The sequence below is a fragment of the Streptomyces mayteni genome, assembly GCF_054783955.1.
Genome location: NZ_BAAGPR010000093.1, coordinates 1 through 20,624, shown reverse-complemented (window position 1 = coordinate 20,624; position 20,624 = coordinate 1). Strand labels below are relative to the sequence as shown.

Here is a 20,624-nt window from a genome sequence, read left to right as displayed (position 1 = left end):
GGCTCAGTCCCGGTGGCGGCGGAGGAACTCCTCCAGGGCGCGCTGCCGCATCTCGTCGGTGGACGCGGTGAGTTCGATCTCGTCGTCGCCGATCCTGATCCGGATGGTGCCGGCCCGGCGCCGGTTCAGCCAGTCCTGCACGAGACCGAGCAACACGGGAAGCAGCGCGCCGCCCCCGCCGAGACCGATCACCAACGCGCCCAGCTCCGCGGCCTCCAGGCCGCGGGTGCGGGCGGGGGGTGGGTGGGGCGAGGGCGCCCGGTCGATGCTGTCGAGCTCCAACTGACTCAACTCGGCCAGCAGGTACTGGAGTTGCTCCTCGACGTGTTCGGGATCGCCGTCCCCCGTGTCGAGCACCAACCCGACAGAAATCCCCGCCACCGCCACCATGCCTCCCCGTACGCACAGCAAGGCACCAACTCTAGCCGCCCTCACCCGCCGGAGCCGGGCACGGCAGCTCCGGCTCGGCCCGGTTCGGGCAACTCACCAGCGCCAGGGAGAGAAATCCGGTGCCGCCGGTGTAGTAGCCCCAGCTGACGTCGCCGCCCCAGCCGAGCGTGGACAGCGCGTACGCCTGCCGAACGCCGAGCGGCGGCCGGCTCTCGACCGCCTGCTCCCTGACCCGCTCGGCCAGCCAGTCGACGGCCGCCCGCGGCTCGGTGAACGTCCCCCGCACGAGCCGCGGCGGCTTCCGCAACCAGTCGGCCACCCGCATCGGCGGTACCTCGGCGGCGGCGAACGCCGGATGGTCGGGCCGACGCTCGGCCTCCCGGTCGAAGTCGGCGCGCCGACCTGACCAGGAGTACGCGTGCACGTGCCTCACGGGCGGAAGCGGCCCGGGTCGACCCCGGCGGCGGCCAGCTCCGCCGCCGTGAAGCGGAGCGGCGCCACGTCCGGCCGCTTGCTGTCACCGAGCGCGTAGGCGTCCGCGACGCCGGGGATGGGCGCGAGCGTGAGGCACGTCTCCGGCCCGTCGGGGTGGTTGCCGCCGCAGGCGGCGGTGAAGGCGGCCCCGGTGAGGTCGAAGGCGTAGAGGTCGGGGGTGAATGCCATGGCTGGCACCTTCCTGTTCTGTGGTGCGGCGGAATGCCGACGAACAGGAAGGTAGGGAGGGGAGGAACTGACCAACCAGGAATGTGCGGGAACTTGCGATCAGGCCCGGGAAAGCGCAGTGATGGCTTCGGCGATAACGGAACGGGCCGCTGGTCCGTAGACCGCCATGTCCGCAAGTGCCGCGAAGGTCCTCGCATACTGCGAGATTTCTCGGGGTTGGGTGATCGTGACCTCGGCGGTTGCCAGTTCGACGACCACCTGGTCCTCGTCGTAGATCCAGAAGCCCTCGACCGGCCACATCTGACGATCAACGGTCGACGGGATAACTCCGATGCTGACGCGTGGCAGTGCCGCCGCCACCAGGAGGTGACCGAGTTGGGCCGCCATCACTTCGGCTCCGCCGATGCGAGCCCGCAGCGTTGACTCCTCAAGCAGCACCGCGATCCGGTGATCGCCCTCGTGCAGGACCCGCTGCCGCGACAGCCGGGCTCGAACAGCCTCCTCGGTGTCGTCGGGAAGCCGTTGGAACACGATGATTGCCCCCATCAGGGCCTTGGCGTATTCAGCCGTCTGCAGGAGACCCGGAATGACGCCGGGTTCGTAGATCCGAAAGCGTTGAGTCCGCTCGAAGATCGGAACCTTGCTTTCCTGGATCTGCCGAAGGCCGGTACGGCACAACCGCTGCCATTCTACGTACATGCCCTCTATGCCACGGGCCGCGGCAATCAGATTCTCCGTCTCCTCGTCGGCGCCGCAGATGCTGGCCCAGATCCGGATGTCCGCATCCGAGGGAGTGGCTTTGGCGTTCTCGAAACGTGAGCACTTCGACTCATGCCAACCGGCCCTGCGAGCCAGCTCCCGCGCGGTGATACCGGAATCCTTCCGAATCTCACGCAGTCGCTGGCTGAGGGCCTTCCTGGCTTCCTGAACACTGGTTGATGAGGGCACGGGTCCAGTGTGCAGGTTTTACGGCAAGCTCAGGTGAGCCGGTACTCCTCATGCGGAACAGCTCGACTCCAGACCGCCTCGAAGGCTGTCACGCAGAGCTTCACCACCTCCGGCTCCGTGATCAGCTCATGCGGTTCGGGCGCCGATTCGCCCTCGCCGTCGAAGTGGTTGACAAGCAGGGTCTGCTCATCGAACACCCAGAAGTCGTTCCCCGGGAGCACCAGGTCGGTGGCTCGTCGGCGAGGCAGCCAGCGGACTTGTTCGCCGGCCGCCACGTTGGGGTCCGTGAGGTAATGCTCGAACCGGATGTAGTCGCTGACCGGCTCGGACACGATACGGGCGCGGCGAACGGCCACGCCCCTCCCCGTGGACTTACGCATGAGGCTGAGCCACGGCCGCGATTCCGGGTCAAGATCGCGGATGGATTCCCGTTCGCCCTGCGCCCAAGCCACGTAGCTCGGGTCGGACTTCATGTAGCCGTCGCGCATCTCCAGGTGCACCGCGGACGCCTGACAGGCGTTGAACAGCTCCTCGAAGGAGGGGATCTCAGTCACTCTTGGCCTCCGGGAAGAACTGCATCATCCGGCGCGGGAACTCGATCACGGTCTCGTGGTCCGGAATGTCCATCTGGGACAGCCGCTCGTCGTCCGTCACCTTCCAGGACTGCATCAGGTAGGTGTCCCGCACGTCGTCGTGGTAGAGCGTCGGCGATTGCCCGTTCATGCTCTCCGGATCCTTGCCCAGCTTGTGCAGCGCCACAGCGCGCTCCTCTCCGCGGGCCGCACGGCCCGCCACGCACAGCTTGCCGCCAACAACCCACCGTCACCACGAACTTGCGCCAACTTGCGGGCTCCGCGCCAGCGGGTAGGTCACCAGACGTCGCCGTCGCGCCAGTCGCAGGTGATCTCGCCGGCGAGGTCGGGGGTGACGGTGACCGGGAGGACGTAGACGCCGCCGTCGTCGTCCTCGGTGCGGGCGATGCCCATGGGGGTGACGGCGAAGGTGGGGCCTTGCCAGCGGCGCCAGCCGCGGGTGGCGTAGAAGTCGTGCGCTTCGTCGCTCGCGGAGAGCGCGCCGAGGTCGTACGCGCCGTGGATGACCCGTTCGACCTCGGACATCAGCTGGGCGCCGTGGCCGTTGCGCCGGTGGGCGGCGGCCACGGCGACGGCCTCGACGTAGCCGGTGCGCAGCGCGCGGCCGGCGAGGAGGAGGCGGCGCTGGACGACGGAGGCGTGGCCGACGAGTTCGTCGCCGTCCCAGAGCATGGCGTGCATGCCGCCCAGCGAGTGTTCCCAGTCGTGATCGCTGAAGTCCCCTTCGAACGCCTCGTCGAGCAGGGCACGCGCGGCGGTGAGCGTGGAGGGGTCCAGATCGGCGGTGTGGGTGGTGCGCACCTCGGTCATACGCGTCATCCTCGCAGCAGTCGGGCCGTTTCGCGCCGCTGGCATGATTACCCGATGAGGAGATGAACGTGCATACGCACACAGGACGTTAAGCACCGGATAAGCCTTTGCTGCGGGCGTGTTAAGCGCGCCGGCGCGAAGCACGGGGCGAAGTCGGGGGTCCGCTCCCCTCACACGCCTCCCCCGCCCCCGCTGAGGGCAGCGTTGCCGCCGGGAAACGGCCGTGATGTCGTCGGGTAACAGCCCCGTCGCACGCTCGGACTCGTGATGACCCAGACCATCGTCCTGATCGGCCACGGCATGGTGGGCCAGCGCTTCCTGGAGGAGCTGGTCGACCGCGGTGTGCCCGACCGTGCCCGCATCGTGGTGCTGGGCGAGGAGCCGCGTCCCGCATACGACCGGGTCCACCTCACGTCCTGCTTCACCGGCACCACGCCCGACGAACTCTCCATGGTGCCCGAGGGGTTCCTGGAACGACACGGCATCGAGACCCACCTCGGCGACCCCGTCACCGGCGTCGACCGCGAGGCGCGGACCGTGACCACCGCCGCCGGCCGCGTCGTCCGGTACGACACCCTCGTGCTGGCCACCGGCTCGTACCCCTTCGTGCCCCCGGTCCCGGGACGGGACGCCACCGGCTGCTTCGTGTACCGCACCGTCGAGGACGTGGCGGCCATCACCGCGCACGCCGGGGCCGGCGCCCGCACCGGCGTCGTGGTGGGTGGCGGGCTACTCGGCCTGGAGGCCGCCGGCGCGCTGCGCGGGCTCGGGCTCGACACCCACGTCGTCGAGTTCAACGGCCGGCTGATGGCGATCCAGGTGGACGAGGGCGGCGGCCGCGCGCTGCGGCGCGCCGTCGAGGAGCTCGGGGTGACCGTCCACACCGGCGTGGCCGGGCAGGAGATCACCACGGACGCGTCGGGCGCGGTGACCGGCATGGCGCTGTCCGACGGCACCAGCGTCGCGGCCGACCTGGTGGTGTTCTCGGCCGGGGTGCGGCCGCGGGACGCGCTGGCCGGCGGCGCCGGCCTGGCGGTCGGCGAGCGCGGCGGCGTGGCGGTCGACGAACGCTGCCGCACCGTGACCGACCCCGCCGTCTACGCGATCGGCGAGTGCGCGAGGACGGTCGACGGGATGGTCTACGGCCTGGTCGCGCCCGGCTACGAGATGGCCGCGACCGCCGCCGAGGCCATCGCAGCCGGCGAGGAGTGCGCCGCCGCGTTCCGCTCGGCCGACACCTCGACCAAACTCAAGCTGCTCGGCGTCGACGTGGCCTCGTTCGGCGACGCGCACGGCACGGCGGACGGCTGCCTCGACGTCGTGTACTCCGACGCCAGGGCCGGCGTCTACAAGAAGCTGGTGGTCGGCAGGGACGGCGCGCTGCTCGGCGGCGTGCTGGTCGGCGACGTGGAGTCCTACGGGCTGCTGCGGCCGATGACCGGCTCGGTGCCGCCGGCCCCGCCCGAACAGCTGGTGCTGCCGGCCGGGCTCGCACCGGCCACCGCGCTCGGCCCCTCGGCGCTGCCCGACGAGGCGGTGATCTGCAACTGCAACAACGTGAGCAAGGGCACCATCAGGGCCGCGGTCTCCGAGGGTGGCGCGTCGAGCGTGCCCGAGGTGAAGAAGTGCACCAAGGCCGGTACCGACTGCGGGAGTTGCCTGCGGGTGCTGGGCCAGCTGGTCAACGACGAGCTGGCGGCGAACGGCGTCGCCGTGGACACCGGCCTGTGCGGCTGCTTCGCGCACACCCGCCAGGAGCTGTACGAGATCGTCCGCACGTTGCGGATCACCGCCTTCCAGGAGCTGCTCGACGGGCACGGCCGGGCGGAGGCGCGCGGCGGCGAGGGCTGCGAGATCTGCAAGCCGGCGGTGGGCTCCATCATCGCCTCGCTGGCACCCACCATCGGCGCCAACGGCTATGTGCTGGACGGCGGGCAGGCCGCGCTCCAGGACACCAACGACCACTTCCTCGCCAACATGCAGCGGAACGGGTCGTACTCGATCGTGCCGCGGGTGCCGGGCGGCGAGATCTCGCCCGAGAAGCTGATCGTGATCGGCGAGGTGGCACGGGACTTCGGCCTCTACACCAAGATCACCGGCGCCCAGCGGATCGACATGTTCGGCGCCCGCGTCGACCAACTGCCGATGATCTGGGCCCGGTTGGTGGAGGCCGGCTTCGAGTCCGGGCACGCCTACGGGAAGGCGCTGCGCACCGTGAAGTCCTGCGTGGGCTCCACCTGGTGCCGCTACGGCGTGCAGGACAGCGTGCGGATGGCGGTCGACCTCGAGCTGCGCTACCGCGGCCTGCGGTCGCCGCACAAGCTGAAGTCGGCGGTCTCCGGCTGCGCCCGCGAGTGCGCCGAGGCGATGGGCAAGGACTTCGGCGTCATCGCCACCGCCAACGGCTGGAACCTCTACGTCGGCGGCAACGGCGGCGCGACGCCGCGCCACGCCGACCTGCTGGCCCAGGACCTCTCGGACGCCGAACTGGTGCGCCTCATCGACCGGTTCCTGATGTTCTACATCCGCACCGCCGACCGGTTGGAGCGCACCTCCACCTGGCTGGAGCGCGTCGAGGGCGGCCTCGACCACGTGCGGGACGTCGTCGTCCACGACTCGCTCGGCATCTGCGACGAGTTGGAGGCCATGATGGCCGCGCACGTCGCGAACTACCGCGACGAGTGGGCGGAGACGATCAACGACCCGGAGAAGCTGCGGCGCTTCGTCTCCTTCGTCAACGCGCCGGGCGCGCCCGACCCGGCCGTGGCCTTCGTGCCCGAGCGCGAGCAGCACAAGCCGGACCTGACACTGCTGGCCGGGCCGACCCTGCCGATCCGTACGCTCGAAGGGAGCGCGTCGAAGTGAAGGTGGAGATCCAGGCGGCGGACGGCGGCTGGGTGCCGGTCTGCGGGCTCGCCGAGCTGACCCCGGGGCGTGGCGTGGCGGTGCTGCTGCCCGACGGGCAGCAGGCGGCGGTCTTCCTCGACCGGCGCGGCGACACCTACGCCATCGGCAACCGCGACCCGTTCAGCGGCGCCTACGTGCTCTCCCGGGGCCTGCTCGGCTCGCGGGGCGGCTCGGGCCGGCCCTTCGTGGCGTCGCCGCTGCTCAAGCAGCGGTTCGACCTGGCGACCGGGCAGTGCATCGACGACCCGGACCCGGCCAGGACCGTGCCGGTCTACGCCACCCGCAGCCGTTAGGCGGTGGTGCAGCCGGTGCCGTTGAGGTTCAGCGCCGGCGTGGCGTGGACGGCGCCGCTGTTCGTCTGGAAGCCGAAGCTCAGCGTGGAGCCGGCGCCCACCGTGCCGTTCCAGGAGGCGTTGCGGGCGGTGACCGTCGTCCCGCTCTGGGTCAGCGAGGTGTTCCAGGAGCTGACCACCGACTCACCGGCCGGCAGGAGGAAGGTCACGGTCCAGCCGGCGATCGGCTGGCCGGTGGTGACCCGGACGTCGACCGTCGAGCCGGCGTTCCAGCGGTTGGTGACGCGGTAGTCCGCGACGCACGAGCCAGGCTCGGGATCGGGCGCGGGATCGCCGCCCAGCGCCTCCACGATGGCGTGGTAGGCGGGCTTGGGTTGGTAGTTCTCGTCCCACGGCAGGGCCGCGCCCTGGCCTGGGAAGGTCGGCGGGATCCAGGAGTCGGCGTCGGTGAAGCCCCAGACGGTGACACCGACGCACCCGTCGACCGCCATGCAGGCGCCCACCACCGCGCCGTAGTCGTCCGCCTGGCGCTGGAGCTTGGCGGCGTCGGACGGCAGTGGCATCCGCACGTCGAGCTCGGTCACGGCCACCTCGAGGCCCAGGTCGGCGAACCGCCCGAGGTTCTGCGCCATGCTCGCCGGCACCTGGCCGAGGATCAGGTGGGCCTGGAAGCCGACGCCGTCCAGCGGCACGCCCGCGTCGAGCAGCGACGTGACGAGCTCGTACATGCCGTCGCTCTTCGCGCCCAGGCCGTCGGTGTTGTAGTCGTTGATGTAGAGCCTGGCGTCCGGGTCGGCGGCGCGGGCGGCGCGCAGCGCGTCGGCGATGTAGTCGGGGCCGATCTCGCGCAGGAAGACGGTGTCGCGCAGGGTGCCGTCCTCGTCGAGCGGCTCGTTGACCACGTCCCAGCGGGCGATCCGGCCGGCGTAGCGGCCGACCTCGGTGGCGATGTGGTCGGTCATGACCTGCCGCAACTCGCCGTCCGCGAAAGTGCCGTTGGCCACCCAGTTCGGCAACTGGCTGTGCCAGACGAGGGTGTGGCCGTGCACCTCCTGGTCGTGGGCCTCGGCGTAGTCCACGATCCGGTCGGCGCCGGCCCAGTCGTAGCTGCCGCGGGTGGGCTCGACGGAGCCCCACTTCATCTCGTTGCCCGGGGTGAGGCTGCTGAACTCGGTGCCGGCGATGGCGGTGTAGTTCGCCTGGTCGAGCAGCGGGCCGTTGACCCCGAGCCCGAGGAACCGCCCGCTCTCGGCGGCGAGTTCACGCAGCGGTGGGGCGGCGGCCCGGGAGTCGGCGGCGCCGGCGTGGCCGGTCGGGGTGAGCAGCGCGACGGCGGCCAGCGCGGCGACGACGGCACCGCGCGGTGTGCGGCCCGGATGGAAGAACATCGAGGGCGTCCCTCTCGGTCGAGCCCCCGCCAGGCTGACGTCCCCCTTTTCTAGGCGCCCGTCGCGGCCATGTCAATGGCGGCGGGTGCCTCCTCGGGTGGCGGCTCTCCGTGGCGGGTGGGTCCCCGAGTCGCCGGTGGCCCGGATCGGCGGGAGAGTGGAAGGAGAGAGCGCGGCCCGAGGAAGGAACATGGATCGTCCTCCGATCACGGTTGGCGTCGACGGCAGCACGGAGAGCCAGGCCGCCCTGGAGTGGGCCGCCCGCGAGGCGACCAGACGCGAGCTGCCGCTGCGGCTCACGCACGCCTGGATGGAGGAGGCGCTGTTCATGCCGACGCCCCCGGACGAGGGCGTGGCACGGCGGCTGATCGAGGGGGCCGAGGCGGAGGTGCGGTCCGGCCATCCCGAGCTGACGGTCACCACCCGGCTGGTCCCCGACACCGCCGCGTCAGGGCTGGTCGGCGAGTCGGAGGACGCCGAGCTGCTGGTCCTCGGCTCCCGGGGCCACGGCACGGTCGTCGGCTTCCTGCTCGGCTCGGTCGGCCAGCCCGTCATCGCGCACGCCGCCTGCCCGGTCGTCTCGGTGCGGTCCATCGAGGCCCGCAGAACCATGGAGGGCGACGAGGTCGTCGTCGGGCTCAGCGACCTCGGGCCCGGCTCGGAGCCGCTGCTCGACGCCGCCTTCACCACGGCCGCCGGAAGGGGCGCCGGCGTGCGGGCGGTGCACGTGTGGGGCGCGCCCTCGACGTTCGGCAGGGACATCCCCGACCTGCTCCAGCGCCGCGGCCACCAGCCGGTGGAGGACCAGCAGGCGCGGCTGCTCTCCGAGACGCTCGACCCGTGGCGGGAGCGGTATCCGCGGGTGCGGGTCACCGAGCACCTGCGCTTCGGCAACGCCGCGGAGGAGCTGCTTGCCGCGACGTCGTTCCGGGCCGCCCTGGTCGTCGTCGGCCGCCGCGTGCACCGCCCGCATCTCAGCCTGCGGATCGGCCCGGTGGCCCACGCGGCGCTGCACCACGCGAGCTGCCCGGTGGCGGTCGTCCCCTACGGCTAGTCCCCCGTGGCCGTGGTCTGGGTGGGCTGGCACAGGACCTCGTTGGCCATGTCGTCGCAGGGGCGGTGGCCGTGACCGCGGACGATGTCCTCGCCGATCTGCTCGGTCAGGAAGCGCAGGAAGCTCGCGGGCAGCGAGTCGGGCGTCAGCTCCCCGTAGGAGTAGGCGTACTCGGTCGCCCAGAAGGGGTAGGCGCCCGCGTCGGCCGCGTCGAGGTCGGCGTGGTGGCCGTCGATGGCGATGGGCTTCACGTCGTCCGCGCGGGCCTCGGCGGCCCCCAACTCGGCATAGCCGATGGCACCCTCGACGCGGGCCACCGTGTCCACCATGGCGCCGGTGGAGCGCACCTGGCAGTTGATCCGGCCGAAGTCGGCGTCGTCGTCCAGGCAGTCGGTCGAGCTCTCCCCCGGCTCCCATTGGCCGAGGACGCGCTCCTCGAACGCCTGCTGGGTGCCGGAGTTCCTCTCCCGGCTGACGGTGCGGATCGGGAGCGGTGCGCCGTTCAGCCGGTTGTTGTCCCAGGTGTCGATCTCCCCGCCCCAGATCCGCCGGACCTGGTCGAGCGAGAGGTCTTCGACGGCCACGTCCGGGTCGGCGATGAGCGTGAAGAGGATCAGGGCGACGGGCCTGGGTATCAGGTTCGCGTACCCGTCCGTCTTGGGCCCGTCGGAGAACGCCAGCATGTCGGTGCTCTCGGCGTCGTCGAGCCGGTCCCAGCCCTCCCTGCTGCCCTCGGTCTCGACGTCGATGGTCACCGTCGTCTCGCCGCGCGAGCAGTGGGCCACATAGGACTCGGCGGCCTCGGTCAGGACGGGCTCGAAGGCGGTGGAGCCGACGAGCGTCAGCTCGCCCGACGCGCAGTCGAGCGGTGGCGCCGTCTCGTCCTCGCTCAGCGCCAGGCCGAGTTGGGAGACGGAGACCAGGAAGACGAAGACGAAGAGCGCGATGGTCCAACGCCGGGAGAGGCCGGTGGTGTTGCTCTCCGTCTGCTGGACGTGGCCCTCGTCGTCGCGGCGGCGGACGCCGCCTATGATGCCGCCCTCGACGCGGGGTGCGGGCGGCTCGTCCCGCTGAGGGGCGTCGGGCGCCCGTTCCAGCACCACCAGCACCTTGTAGTGGTCACCCCGGTTGAGCGGCGCCTTCGGGAGGTTGATGACGCCGTCCCCGATGCCGAGCCCCGAGTCAGGGCCGAAACAGTGGCGCAGGTGATCGTCCTCGTCGTGGAACTCGGTCACCCCCACGCCGCAGACCCGGCGTTCCGGGAAGGTGACGCGCAGTCCGATCGGGTCGTCGGGAAGCGAGGCGTAGTCACCGGACTGGATGGCGGCCGAGCCGGCGTTCTCGATGCGCATCAGGACGACGGACGGCTGGTCGAGGTCCCGGTCGTCGATCTTCAACTGCTGGAGCGGGCCGGCCAGCTCTGAGTGCAGCTCGTCGGTGACCGGGGTGTCCATCTGGACGCGGTAGCCGAGCCGTTTGCGGCCGAAGAGGACGAACTCGTAGAGCGCCGCGCCGACCGGCACGACGATGCCGAGGACGGCCGTGACGAGCCCCAACACATCCAGCGGATCCACGATCGCTTCCCCCCAAGCGGACAAACGTGGCGACTGCGTGAGGTGACCCTACGGTCGCCCGGTGCGGGGTCGCGCGCCCCCGGCGCGAAGGTTCGTCAAGCGTTCACTGCTGCGTCCGCCGGCGTTGAGGGAGCCCGCCGGTGGTGTTCACCACCGCCCGGCAGGCCGCCCTCCGGCGGAAACCCCGGTGACGGCGGGCCGCGCGCTGCCTACCATCGGGCCTCGTGTTCTCCCGCCCCTCCTTCATCGACGACGCCGCCGTCGCCCGCGCGGTCGCCGCGCACTGGCTGCCCGAGGTCACCGAGGTCGAGCACCTGCCCTGGGGGCTGATAGCTGCTCGCAGGGGAGTCTGTTGGAGGTTGAGTTAGCTCGATCGTGTGAGGGGCGGCTTGTGGGCTTGCGGTGTGCTGGGCTGTTCGGGTTACGGTGATCGTGCGATCTGGGACGCCGGGTACGGCGCCAGCGTGCGGGGCCCCCTCTCCACCGGAGAGATGGTTCGGGGCCTCCCCGTCGCCTCTGGCCGTACCTATATGGCCAGGTCGCGGAGGGAACTGGCCTCCCGGGGTCGGACCACGGACGGGATCCGTGTCGCCGCCCTGGGGTTGAGAACGCCGGGGACCAGTGCGCCCAAGACCGTTCGGGGCGCGCGGCGGAACAGGCTCACCCCTGCTCAGTCTTCAGGAACGGTTCGGCGCCTACCATTGGCGGGCGCGCCGCGCCGCCGGACGGCCTGCCGCGCTGGACGCCGCGGGTCGGCCGCGACTTCCCCGAGCGGCTGCGAGCCGAGACCGCGACACCCTGGGCGTCGGGGCCCCTGGCGGGGGAGGCGCGGGGCGCGCTCGCCGCCCGGCACGACGCGATCGGGCGCTGGACCGCCCGCTGTCTGGCGCTCGCGGACCTCGCGCGCGCCCGCCAGGCGTCGTGGGTGCCGACCCACGGCGAGCCGCACCACGCCAACCAGCTGCTCGGCGCCGACGGGCTGCGGCTGGTCGACTGGGAGTCGCTGATGCTCGCGCCGCGCGAGCGCGACGACGCGAGCCTGCTCGGCACGGCCGCGGGACCGGAGCTGGCCCCGGCCCCCGACCCGGCGATGGTCGAGCTGTTCGCGCTGGACTGGCGGCTCTCCGAGATCGCCGAGTACGCCCGCTGGTTCGCCGCGCCGCACACCGGCACCGAGGACGACCACACGGCGCTCGCCGGGCTCCACGAGGAGCTGTCGGACGCCGGCTGAATCTCCACGACGGGCCGGTCGGTGCTCCGTACTCAGTCGCCGAAGTCGAGCAGCACCTTGCAGGACGTCGACCGGTCGGCGGCCAGGGCGAAGGCGGCCGCCGCCTCCCGCACCGGCCGCACCGCGCTGATCAGCTCCGCGAGCCCGGGGCGCGCCGCGAGCAGCCGCAGCGCCGCGTCGAGTTCGGGCGCGAAGCGGAACGCGCCGCGCAGGTCGATCTCGCGGGTGACCAGCGCGTTGCCGGCGAACGGCGTCTCGCCGGGCGGCAGCAGGCCGAGTTGGACCACGACGCCGCCGCGCGCCACCCGGGCGAGGCAGTCGGCGAGCCCAGGCGCGGTGCCGGACGCCTCGATCGCCACGTCCACCCGCGCCGGCCAGCCGGGGTCGGCCGGGTCGTCGGCCAGGACGGTCGCCGTGGCGCCGGCCGCCCGCGCGAACTCCAGGGCGCGCAGCAGCAGGTCGGTGACGGTCACCGAGGCGGCGCCCGCCGCCCCGGCGTCGGCCGCGACCAGGAGGCCGATCGGCCCGGCGCCGGTGACCAGCACGTGCCGGCCGGCCACCTCGCCGGCCCGGCGCACCGCGTGCAGGGCGACGGACAGCGGCTCGGCCAGGGCGGCGAGCCGGGGGTCGAGCCCGGCGGGCAGCGCCCGCAACTGGTCGGCGGGCACCGCGATCCGGGCCGCGAAGCCGCCCTGGACGTGCGGCATCCGCGCCGCGCTGCCCAGGTAGCGGGTGTCGCGGCAGATGTTGGCCCGGCCCGCGACGCACTCGGGGCAGCGGCCGCAGGGGGTCGCCGGGTGCACGGCGACCGGCGTGCCGGGCGGCGGGCCCTCGGCGTCCGGCCCGTAGCCGACGACGGTGCCGACCACCTCGTGGCCCGGCACCAGCGGCTCCCGCAGCCGGAAGTCGCCGACCCCGCCGTGCCGGTGGTAGTGCAGGTCGGAGCCGCACACCCCGCCGTACCTGATGGCGACCAGCGCCTGCCCAGGGCCGGGCTCGGGCTCTGGCCGCTCCTCGACCCGCAGGTCGCCTGCCCCGTGGATCACACAGCTCAGCATCGTCCGCGCCTCCTCGCTCACAGCACGCTCGACATGCCGCCGTCGACGTACAGCACCTGGCCGCCCACGAAGTCGGCGGCCGGCGAGACCAGGTAGCGCAGCGCGCCCACCAGGTCCTCGACGCGGCCCCACCGGCCGGCCGGGGTACGGCCGCGCACCCACGCGCTGAACTCGGCGTCGTCGACGAGCGGCCTGGTCAGCTCGGTCTCGATGTAGCCGGGGCCGAGGCCGTTGACCTGGACGCCGTGCGGCCCCCAGTCGGCGCACATGCCCTTGGTCAGCATCTTCAGGGCGCCCTTGGTGGCCGCGTACGGCGCGATGCCGGGGCGCACCACCTCGCTCTGCAACGAGCAGATGTTGACGATCTTTCCGTGGCCGCGCGCCGTCATCCGCCGGGCCGTCTCGCGGCCGACCAGGAAGGCGCTGGTCAGGTTGGTGTCGACGATCCGGTGCCAGTCGGCGTCGGTGAAGTCGAGGAGTGGCGCGCGGTGTTGCATCCCGGCGTTGTTGACCAGGATGTCGAGCGGGCCGACGCGTTCCTCGATCTCGGCGACGCCGGCGGCGACGGCCGGGCCGTCCGTCACGTCGAAGGCGGCGGTGTGCACGGCGGTGCCGGTGGCGTCGGCGATCTCGGCCGCGGCCTCGGCGAGCCGCCGTTCGTCGCGGCCGTTGAGCACCACCACGCAGCCGGCGGCGGCCAGGCCGCCGGCCAGCGCGTGGCCGATGCCGCGGCTGGACCCGGTCACCAGGGCGATCCGGCCGGCGATGTCGAAGAGCGGATCTGGTCGGGACATCGGGGGCCGCCTAGACGATCAGGGAGAGGAGCAGGATGAACACGAGCGAGACGACGGAGATCACGCACTCCATCACCGACCAGGTGCGGAGCGTCTGGCCGACGCTCATCCCGAAGTACTCCTTCACCAGCCAGAACCCGGCGTCGTTGACGTGGCTGAGGAAGAGCGAGCCGGCGCCGATGGCGAGCACCAGCAGCGCCACGTGGGAGGTCGACATGTCGGCGGCGAGCGGGGCGACGAGGCCGGCCGCGGAGATCGTCGCGACGGTGGCCGAGCCGGTGGCCAGCCGGATGCCGACGGCGATCAGCCAGCCGAGCAGCAGCGCCGAGATGTTCCAGTCCTCGGAGATCTCCAGGATCATCCGGCCGACGCCCGAGTCGATCAGGGTCTGCTTGAAGCCGCCGCCCGCGCCGACGATCAGCAGCATGCCGGCGATCGGGACGAGCGAGCTCTCCACGGTGGTCGCGAGCCGGTCGCGGGCGAAGCCGGCGGCCCCGCCGAGGGTGAACAGGCCGACCAGCACGGCGGCGAGCAGCGCCATCATCGGGTTGCCGACGATGTCCGCGACCCGCTGCACGGTGTTCTCCTGGTCGTCGATCACGATGTCGACGAGCGCCTTGATCAGCATCAGCACCACGGGCAGCAGCACGGTGGCCACGGTGACGCCGAAGCCCGGCCTGCGGTCCAGCTGTTCCGAGGGGCGCTCGGGTATCAGCCCGGCGGGCGGGGTGACGTCGACCCAGCGGTCGGCGTAGCGGGCGAAGACCGGCCCGGCGATGATCGCGGTGGGCACGGCGATCAGCACGCCGAGGGCGAGGGTGACGCCGAGGTTGGCGTCGACGGAGTCGATGGCGGCCAGCGGCCCCGGGTGCGGGGGCACCAGGCCGTGCATCACGGAGAGGCCGGCCAGGGCCGGGATGCCGATCCGCATCAGGGAGTAGCCGCCGCGCTTGGCGACCAGCAGCACCACCGGGATCAGCAGCACGATGCCGACCTCGAAGAAGAGCGGGAGCCCGATGATGCCGGCGATCAGCACCATCGCCCACGGCATGGTGCGGTTGGACGCCCTGGCCAGGATGGTGTCGACGATCTGGTCGGCGCCGCCTGAGTCGGCGAGCAGCTTGCCGAGGATGGCGCCGAGCGCGATGAGCACGCCGACGCCCGCGACGGTGGAGCCGAGCCCGGAGCTGAAGCTGCTGATCACCTTGTCGAGCGGGGCGCCGGCGACCGCGCCGAGCACCAGGGTGCCGATGGTGAGGGAGAGGAAGGCGTGCAGCTTGAACCGGGTGATCAGCAGCACCAGCACGGCTATGCCGAGCAGCACGGCCAGGGCGAGCTGGCCGTGGCCGGCGGACGTGATCGGGTCGGCGGCCGGCGCCGGACCGGCCGCCGCCAGCACCTCAACACTGAGATGCGTCATGGTGAACCTCGCGAAACGGTGTGGGGGGAAGGGTGGTTGGTCAGGAGCGGTCGGCTCGCGGCACGGCGTCGAGGGCGCGCTCGACGATGTCCTCGGGGCCGCCCGCGATGTCGACCGCGACCCCGGCCTCGTCGTCCGCCAGCGGCTGGAGCGCGGCGAACTGCGAGTCGAGGAGCGCGGTGGGCATGAAGTGGCCGGCGCGGGCCGCCATCCGGTCGCCGATGAGTGCGCGGTCGCCGCTGAGGTGCACGAAGAACAGCCCGGGCGCCGCCGCCCGTAGCCGGTCCCGGTAGGACCGCTTGAGGGCCGAGCAGCTGACGACGCCGCCCTCGGCGGCGTGGTCGTGGGCCCAGGCCCCTATGGCGTCGAGCCAGGGCGCGCGGTCGTCGTCGTCCAGGGGGACGCCGGCCGACATCTTGGCGATGTTCGCCGGCGGGTGGAAGTCGTCGGCCTCGGCATAGGTGACACCGAGGCGGGCGGCGAGCAGCGGCCCCACGGTGGTCTTGCCGGAACCGGCCACGCCCATCACCACGACGACGGGGGCGCCCTGCGAGTGTTGCACCACACTGTCTCCTTCGACCTGGATGGTGCCGACACTCAACCCCATATGTATGACTTATTCAAGATCCTGTGATCCAAACGTCATACGAGAGACGAACCGGGACCAGGGGGTTCCCACCCGGCCCGTAAGCTGGGCTGGCCGCGGCCGCGACGGCGGTCCGACCAGGTCAGGGGAGCGCGAGAACCACATGGACAGAGGCCACCAGGGGCTCCACACCAAGCTCCTCGCGATCCTCGGCCCGGCCATCACCGCCGGCGACTACCCGCCGGGCAGCGTGCTCCGCACCGGCGAGTTGGAGGAGCGCTTCGGGGTCTCCCGCACCGTGGTCCGCGAGGTGGTCCGGGTCCTGGAGTCCATGCACCTGGTCGAGTCCCGCCGCCGGGTCGGCGTGACGGTGCTGCCGGTGGTGGAGTGGAACGTCTTCGACCCGCAGGTCATCAGGTGGCGGATGGCGGGCGCCGACCGGCCGCGCCAGCTGCGGTCGCTGACCACGCTGCGGTCGGCCATCGAGCCGGCGGCCGCCGGGCTGGCCGCGAGCAACGCGAGTTCCGAGGAGTGCGCCGAGATCACCAGGCACGTGATCGAGATGGTCGCCCACTCGCGCGGCCACCAGCTCGACGCCTACCTGGTGCACGACATCGCGTTCCACCGCGCGGTGCTGCGGGCCTCGGGCAACGAGATGTTCGCGCGGCTCGGGGACGTGGTGAGCGAGGTGCTCTCGGCCCGCACCCGGCACCAGGTGATGTTCGACGACCCCGACCCGGCCGCCGTCACCCTGCACGTCCAGGTCGCCGAGGCCATCAGGGCCCGGGACCCGGCGCGTGCCGAGCTGCTGACCAGGGAGATCACCGAGGGCGCGCTCCGCGAACTGGACGTCCTGGCGCCGGGCCCCACCGACGGGTAGGGCCCCTGGGTGCTGCGGATGCCGGTCCTGCGGGTCGTGCCTACGCTCGAAGGGCCGGGGGCCCGAGAGCGAAGGAGCACGCCATGTCCAAGCAGCCCACCACCGGGGACACCGCCGGGGACAACGCCTTCCCCGCCCCGAGCGAGGGCATGGCGGTGACCCTCTTCCTCACCGTGAGCGACGTGGCACGGTCGCGGCGGTTCTACAGCGAGGTGCTGGGCGGCGAGGTGGTGCTGGAGGAGAACCCCTGCACCATCAGACTCGCCAACAGCTGGATCATCATGAACCCCGGCGGCGGCCCCACCCCCGACAAGCCGGGCGTGACGCTGCGCCCTCCGGACGGCGCAGCGACCGTCTCCAGCTTCATGAACCTCCGGGTGGCCGACATCCACGCCGCCTACGGGGAGTGGACGGCCAAGGGCGCCGAGTTCCTGACCCCGCCCCTCGACCGGGAGGCCGAGCTCCGCTGCTACCTGCGCGACCCCGACGGCTACCTCATCGAGGTCGGCCAGGCCACCGGGATGCTGCACGGCCACTTCGCCCGCAAGACGTGAAGGACACGCGGCCGCCGGGCCACGCGACACGCGCGGCCTACGTCGCGAGCGGCAGCAGCCGCTCCTCGCCCGGTGCGATCTCCACGCGGACGTCGGGCGGCAGCACCACCCGGACGCCGTTCTCCTCCCACGGCGGCACCCCGATCCACACCTGGCCCGGCTTCATCCGGATCCGCACCTCGACGCCCCGGTACCGCACCCGCAGCCCGAACTCCGACAGCTCGGGCAGCGGCGCCGGGTCGAGCGACAGCGCGTCGGCGCGGGTCTCCAGGCCGGTGAGGCCGCGCTGGACCAGGTCCAACGTGCCGGCCATGGCGCCGAGATGGATGCCCTCCGCGGTCGTCCCGCCCTGTAGGTCGGACACGTCGCTGGCCAGCGCCTCGCGCAGGTGCGTCCACGCCTCGCCGTGCCTGGCCCTGGCCAGCACCCACGCGTGGACGACGCCGCTGAGCGTCGAACCGTGGCTGGTCCGCGCCAGATAGTGGTCGACGGTCCGCCGCCAACTCTCGTCCGTCAACTCGTAGCCCAACCGGCCGAAGATCGCCCGCAGTTCGTGGGGCGCGAAGAGGTAGCCGAGCATCAGCACGTCGGCCTGCTTGGACGCCCGGTAGCGGTTGACGGTGTCGTCCTCCGCCTCCAGGATCCGGTCGAGCCGCCGGATGTCGCCGTACCGCTCCCGGTAGCCCGCCCAGTCCAGCTCGGCCAGCTCGCCGTAGCCCGCGAACTGGCTCACCACGCCCTCGTGGAACGGGACGTGGAGCCGCCGCGACACCTCCTCCCAACGGTCCAGGTCGCCGCCCCGCAGCTCGATCCGCTCGAACAGCTCCAACCGCCGCGACGCCGGCAGCATCCGCGCCAGGTCGAGGGCGCGCGCCAGCACCCACGCCGCCGTGACGTTGGTGTACGCGTTGTCGTCGAGCCCCGGCCCCGACGCGCCCGGATAGCCGTCGTGGTACTCGTCGGGCCCCAGCACCCGCCGGATCCGGTAGCGGCCGAGCGTCCCGTCGTACTCGGCCGTCGACGACCAGAACCTGGCCACCTGCAACAGGATCTCGGCGCCCCTGGTGTGCGCGAACTCGGTGTCGCCGGTGGCCTGCGCGTACCGCCACACGTTGTAGGCGACGGCCGATCCCGCGTGGTGCTGGAGCCGCGAGTTGTCCGGCAGCCAGCGCCCGGAGCGCGGGTTGAGGTGCACCTCGGGCGTCTCCTCCCGCCCGTCGCTGCCGGACTGCCACGGGTAACAGGCGCCCTCCCGCCCCAACTCCCGCGCCGACCTGACCGCCGCCGGCAACCGCCGGTACCGGTAGGTCAGCAGCGCCTTCGACAACTCGGGGAAGTGCAGGTTCAGATAGGGCAGCACGAACAGCTCGTCCCAGAAGACGTGCCCCCGGTACGCCTCGCCGTGCAGCCCACGCGCCGGCACGCCCACGTCCAACTCGGCGCTGTGCGGCGGCGACAGCGTCTGGAGCAGGTGGAACGCGTGCAGCCGCAGGATGTGCCCTGACTCCCCCGGCACCTCCAACTCCGCCTGCCGCCACAGCCGTTCCCAGGCCACCAGATGCGAGTCGAGCAGCGTCGCGAAGTCCGGCGCCGACCGCACCGCGGTGAGCGCCGACTCCATCGGCCCGCTGATCGCCGCGTCCCGCGAGGTGTAGAGCGCCACCACCTTCTCGACGCTCGCCGCCCGCCCCGGCTCGGCCGGCAGCGTCAGCCGCTGGGCGATCCGGAAGTCGGACTGCCGGTTGCGCACGTTCTCCGGCGCGCCGTCCGGATCGGCCCTGGTCCTGGCCGCCATCACCACCCGCACGTCGGACGAGGTGGTGCGGCAGCGCAGCCAGACGACGCCCGGCTCGGCGGGCCCCGCGATCCCGGTGCCCATCCGGGTGAGGTGGTGGCTGGCCAGGTCGCGGTAGCGGGACACGCCCGTGTTGCCCACCATGCCGTCGATCGCCGACTCGACCTCGACCGTCCCCGTCCAGTCCTCGGCCGTGAACGTGGTGTGCAGCGCGGCGAGATGCGGGTCGCCCATGTGCACGACGCGGGACTGCTCCACGCCCAGGTGCCGGCCGTGCTCGTCACGGAACCTGATCCACCGGGTCAGGATGCCGCGCCGCAGGTCGAGCGCCTGCCGGTAGAGCAACAGCCCCTCGCCGTCCCGGTCCGGGTGGAACCAGTGCCCGTCCGGGCCCTCGTCGGGGTGCATCCGGAACCGCAGCGGCAGCCAGTTGGGCAGGTTGACGACGTCCTCGTGTTCGAGGAGCCGGCCGGCCAGCACGGTCGGCAGCCGGTTGTAGAGGCCGGCCGCGTAGGTGCCCGGGTAGTGCGCGGCGCCGGCGTTGGTCTCGGGCGCGGCGCCGCGCGTCGCGAAGTAGCCGTTTCCCAGGGTGCACAGCGCCTCGCGCAGCCGCTCCTCGCGGGGGTCGTAACCCTCGTACTCCCAGGTCCAGTCGGCCACCGCGGGCTCACCTCCGCGCGCCGAGCAGTTCGCCGAGATCCCCCACCACGAGGTCGGCGCCGTGCTGCCGCAGATCGTTCGCGCTGTCCGGGGTGTCCAGCCGGTCGACCCCCACGACCAGCCCGAACCCGCCACGCCGGCCCGCCTCGACACCTGCCAGCGCGTCCTCCACCACGGCCGTGTCGTCGGCCGGCACGACGAGACGCCGCGCCGCCTCCAGGAACAGCGCCGGCTCCGGCTTGCCCGGCAGCCCCAGCCTGGCGACGTCGTTGCCGTCCACCACGGTCTGCAACAACGACCGCACTCCGGCCCTCGACAGCAAGTCACGGGCGTGCCGCGACGACGAGATCGCCGCGCAGCGGACCTTCGCCCCGTGCAGCGCGAGCAGCAGCCGCACCGTGCCCGGGTAGACGTCCACGCCCTCCTCGTCCAGCACCCGGGTGAACAGCTCGTCCTTGCGGGCGGCGATCGCACAGACGGTGCCGGTGCCGGGTGGATCGTCCGGATCGCCGTACGGGATCTCGAGACCCCGCGCTTCGAGGAACGCCGCCGCCCCGTCGAGCCGCGACTTGCCGTCGACGTGCCGCCGGTACTCCTCGACCTGGTCGAACGGCGGATCGACGCCGGGCACGGCGTCGAACGCCTCCTTCCAGGACGTGGCGTGCGCCCGCGCCGAATCGGTGATGACACCGTCGGTATCGAAGACGACGGCCCGGCAGGCCCACAACTCCGGCATCGCCACCACCACCGCCTCCCGACTCGCGCAGGACCGCCCTTCCATGGGACCCCGGCGGGGGCCACCCCGCAACCGTGGCGCCCTGGCGCGCGCCCGGCCTCGGGACGGGCCGGGTACGGACGGCGGCGCCCCGCGCTCCGCGCGGGACGGGGCGGCCGCGCCTAGCGGGGGCGCGGCGCGTGGTGTTTCCCCACCCACCCGCCCTTTGTTCCGCGCTCCGCGCGGAGGTCGACGCGGAGCGCCGGGCGAGCGGCCTCGCCGCCGGCCCGGCGCTCCGCGCGGGGTTTCCC

At 72.5% G+C, this 20,624-nt stretch carries 22 protein-coding genes; 7 read left to right on the top strand and 15 right to left on the bottom strand.

Features of this window, described 5'->3' with window-relative positions:
• Nucleotides 1–3: 3 nt before the first annotated feature.
• The 7 genes from ACYVPE_RS30260 to ACYVPE_RS30230 all read right to left on the bottom strand — a co-directional run bounded on the left by ACYVPE_RS30260 (nt 4) and on the right by ACYVPE_RS30230 (nt 3,413).
• Entirely contained in the window at nt 4–381 is a 378-nt protein-coding gene (locus ACYVPE_RS30260) for an effector-associated constant component EACC1 (protein ID WP_461036939.1), read from the bottom strand.
• A 40-nt stretch (nt 382–421) separates the two neighbouring features.
• Nucleotides 422–823, bottom strand: a complete 402-nt coding sequence (locus ACYVPE_RS30255) for a hypothetical protein (RefSeq protein ID WP_461036938.1) — start codon at nt 821–823, stop codon at nt 422–424.
• Nucleotides 820–1,053, bottom strand: coding sequence for a DUF397 domain-containing protein (locus ACYVPE_RS30250; protein WP_461036937.1), 234 nt, complete (start codon nt 1,051–1,053; stop codon nt 820–822). The genes ACYVPE_RS30255 and ACYVPE_RS30250 overlap by 4 nt, the downstream gene beginning before the upstream one ends.
• A gap of 99 nt (nt 1,054–1,152) precedes the next feature.
• Nucleotides 1,153–2,001, bottom strand: a complete 849-nt coding sequence (locus ACYVPE_RS30245; RefSeq protein ID WP_461036936.1) for a helix-turn-helix domain-containing protein — start codon at nt 1,999–2,001, stop codon at nt 1,153–1,155.
• Between the two features lie 29 nt (nt 2,002–2,030).
• Nucleotides 2,031–2,555 (bottom strand): DUF6879 family protein, encoded by a 525-nt coding sequence (locus tag ACYVPE_RS30240; protein ID WP_461036935.1) that lies wholly within the window; start codon nt 2,553–2,555, stop codon nt 2,031–2,033.
• Nucleotides 2,548–2,760, bottom strand: coding sequence for a hypothetical protein (locus ACYVPE_RS30235; RefSeq protein WP_461036934.1), 213 nt, complete (start codon nt 2,758–2,760; stop codon nt 2,548–2,550). Before ACYVPE_RS30235 ends, ACYVPE_RS30240 begins: the two co-directional genes overlap by 8 nt.
• A gap of 110 nt (nt 2,761–2,870) precedes the next feature.
• Entirely contained in the window at nt 2,871–3,413 is a 543-nt protein-coding gene (locus ACYVPE_RS30230; protein ID WP_461036933.1) for a GNAT family N-acetyltransferase, read from the bottom strand.
• A gap of 258 nt (nt 3,414–3,671) precedes the next feature.
• Here ACYVPE_RS30230 and nirB point away from each other — a divergent pair, with 258 nt between their 5' ends.
• A complete protein-coding gene (nirB, locus tag ACYVPE_RS30225) occupies nt 3,672–6,269 on the top strand; it encodes a nitrite reductase large subunit NirB (protein WP_461036932.1) in 2,598 nt (865 codons plus the stop codon).
• Nucleotides 6,266–6,604: a nitrite reductase (NAD(P)H) small subunit gene (locus ACYVPE_RS30220; protein WP_461036931.1), complete on the top strand. Its 339-nt coding sequence runs from the start codon at nt 6,266–6,268 to the stop codon at nt 6,602–6,604. Before nirB ends, ACYVPE_RS30220 begins: the two co-directional genes overlap by 4 nt.
• On the opposite strand, the gene ACYVPE_RS30215 is transcribed toward ACYVPE_RS30220, so the two are convergent.
• Entirely contained in the window at nt 6,601–7,992 is a 1,392-nt protein-coding gene (locus ACYVPE_RS30215; protein WP_461036930.1) for an endo-1,4-beta-xylanase, read from the bottom strand. The genes ACYVPE_RS30220 and ACYVPE_RS30215 overlap by 4 nt on opposite strands.
• Before the next feature lie 190 nt (nt 7,993–8,182).
• Here ACYVPE_RS30215 and ACYVPE_RS30210 point away from each other — a divergent pair, with 190 nt between their 5' ends.
• The gene (locus ACYVPE_RS30210; protein WP_461036929.1) at nt 8,183–9,046 is read left to right on the top strand and encodes a universal stress protein; all 864 of its coding nucleotides are present in this window, start codon (nt 8,183–8,185) and stop codon (nt 9,044–9,046) included.
• Here ACYVPE_RS30210 and ACYVPE_RS30205 read toward each other — a convergent pair.
• Nucleotides 9,043–10,620, bottom strand: a complete 1,578-nt coding sequence (locus tag ACYVPE_RS30205; RefSeq protein ID WP_461036928.1) for a substrate-binding domain-containing protein — start codon at nt 10,618–10,620, stop codon at nt 9,043–9,045. The genes ACYVPE_RS30210 and ACYVPE_RS30205 overlap by 4 nt on opposite strands.
• A 224-nt stretch (nt 10,621–10,844) precedes the next feature.
• Between ACYVPE_RS30205 and ACYVPE_RS30200 the strand changes: the two genes are divergently transcribed.
• Together ACYVPE_RS30200 and ACYVPE_RS30195 are read left to right on the top strand one after the other, a co-directional pair.
• On the top strand, nt 10,845–10,988 hold the full coding sequence (locus ACYVPE_RS30200) for a hypothetical protein (RefSeq protein ID WP_461036927.1): 144 nt from the start codon (nt 10,845–10,847) through the stop codon (nt 10,986–10,988).
• Between the two features lie 557 nt (nt 10,989–11,545).
• Nucleotides 11,546–11,851 (top strand): hypothetical protein, encoded by a 306-nt coding sequence (locus tag ACYVPE_RS30195; RefSeq protein WP_461036926.1) that lies wholly within the window; start codon nt 11,546–11,548, stop codon nt 11,849–11,851.
• Nucleotides 11,852–11,883: 32 nt separating this feature from the next.
• On the opposite strand, the gene ACYVPE_RS30190 is transcribed toward ACYVPE_RS30195, so the two are convergent.
• From ACYVPE_RS30190 to ACYVPE_RS30175, 4 genes are read right to left on the bottom strand one after another with little or no spacing between them, the layout of a single operon-like run.
• Nucleotides 11,884–12,909 (bottom strand): L-idonate 5-dehydrogenase, encoded by a 1,026-nt coding sequence (locus ACYVPE_RS30190; protein WP_461036925.1) that lies wholly within the window; start codon nt 12,907–12,909, stop codon nt 11,884–11,886.
• Between the two features lie 17 nt (nt 12,910–12,926).
• Complete coding sequence (locus tag ACYVPE_RS30185) at nt 12,927–13,703, bottom strand: SDR family oxidoreductase (protein WP_461036924.1); 777 nt, start codon at nt 13,701–13,703, stop codon at nt 12,927–12,929.
• 10 nt (nt 13,704–13,713) lie between these two features.
• The gene (locus ACYVPE_RS30180; RefSeq protein ID WP_461036923.1) at nt 13,714–15,123 is read right to left on the bottom strand and encodes a GntT/GntP/DsdX family permease; all 1,410 of its coding nucleotides are present in this window, start codon (nt 15,121–15,123) and stop codon (nt 13,714–13,716) included.
• 40 nt (nt 15,124–15,163) lie between these two features.
• Nucleotides 15,164–15,649 (bottom strand): gluconokinase, encoded by a 486-nt coding sequence (locus ACYVPE_RS30175; protein ID WP_461036950.1) that lies wholly within the window; start codon nt 15,647–15,649, stop codon nt 15,164–15,166.
• A gap of 223 nt (nt 15,650–15,872) precedes the next feature.
• Here ACYVPE_RS30175 and ACYVPE_RS30170 point away from each other — a divergent pair, with 223 nt between their 5' ends.
• A complete protein-coding gene (locus ACYVPE_RS30170) occupies nt 15,873–16,589 on the top strand; it encodes a FadR/GntR family transcriptional regulator (RefSeq protein ID WP_461036922.1) in 717 nt (238 codons plus the stop codon).
• 83 nt (nt 16,590–16,672) lie between these two features.
• Nucleotides 16,673–17,143 carry a VOC family protein gene (locus ACYVPE_RS30165; RefSeq protein ID WP_461036921.1) on the top strand — a complete coding sequence of 157 codons (471 nt, stop codon included), beginning with the start codon at nt 16,673–16,675 and terminating at the stop codon, nt 17,141–17,143.
• 37 nt (nt 17,144–17,180) lie between these two features.
• On the opposite strand, the gene ACYVPE_RS30160 is transcribed toward ACYVPE_RS30165, so the two are convergent.
• Nucleotides 17,181–19,598 carry a glycoside hydrolase family 65 protein gene (locus tag ACYVPE_RS30160; protein ID WP_461036920.1) on the bottom strand — a complete coding sequence of 806 codons (2,418 nt, stop codon included), beginning with the start codon at nt 19,596–19,598 and terminating at the stop codon, nt 17,181–17,183.
• Nucleotides 19,599–19,605: 7 nt separating this feature from the next.
• Nucleotides 19,606–20,334: an HAD family hydrolase gene (locus ACYVPE_RS30155; RefSeq protein ID WP_461036919.1), complete on the bottom strand. Its 729-nt coding sequence runs from the start codon at nt 20,332–20,334 to the stop codon at nt 19,606–19,608.
• Nucleotides 20,335–20,624: the final 290 nt, after the last annotated feature.

Bases quoted from the DNA above. Each gene is read 5' to 3' on its own strand.
- ACYVPE_RS30230 (WP_461036933.1), bottom strand. From the start codon at position 3,413: ATGACGCGTATGACCGAGGTGCGCACCACCCACACCGCCGATCTGGAC.
- ACYVPE_RS30170 (WP_461036922.1), top strand. From the start codon at position 15,873: ATGGACAGAGGCCACCAGGGGCTCCACACCAAGCTCCTCGCGATCCTC.
- ACYVPE_RS30175 (WP_461036950.1), bottom strand. From the start codon at position 15,649: ATGGGCGTGGCCGGTTCCGGCAAGACCACCGTGGGGCCGCTGCTCGCC.
- ACYVPE_RS30215 (WP_461036930.1), bottom strand. From the start codon at position 7,992: ATGTTCTTCCATCCGGGCCGCACACCGCGCGGTGCCGTCGTCGCCGCG.
- ACYVPE_RS30165 (WP_461036921.1), top strand. From the start codon at position 16,673: ATGTCCAAGCAGCCCACCACCGGGGACACCGCCGGGGACAACGCCTTC.
- ACYVPE_RS30210 (WP_461036929.1), top strand. From the start codon at position 8,183: ATGGATCGTCCTCCGATCACGGTTGGCGTCGACGGCAGCACGGAGAGC.
- nirB (WP_461036932.1), top strand. From the start codon at position 3,672: ATGACCCAGACCATCGTCCTGATCGGCCACGGCATGGTGGGCCAGCGC.
- ACYVPE_RS30180 (WP_461036923.1), bottom strand. From the start codon at position 15,123: ATGACGCATCTCAGTGTTGAGGTGCTGGCGGCGGCCGGTCCGGCGCCG.
- ACYVPE_RS30250 (WP_461036937.1), bottom strand. From the start codon at position 1,053: ATGGCATTCACCCCCGACCTCTACGCCTTCGACCTCACCGGGGCCGCC.
- ACYVPE_RS30190 (WP_461036925.1), bottom strand. From the start codon at position 12,909: ATGCTGAGCTGTGTGATCCACGGGGCAGGCGACCTGCGGGTCGAGGAG.
- ACYVPE_RS30155 (WP_461036919.1), bottom strand. From the start codon at position 20,334: ATGCCGGAGTTGTGGGCCTGCCGGGCCGTCGTCTTCGATACCGACGGT.
- ACYVPE_RS30185 (WP_461036924.1), bottom strand. From the start codon at position 13,703: ATGTCCCGACCAGATCCGCTCTTCGACATCGCCGGCCGGATCGCCCTG.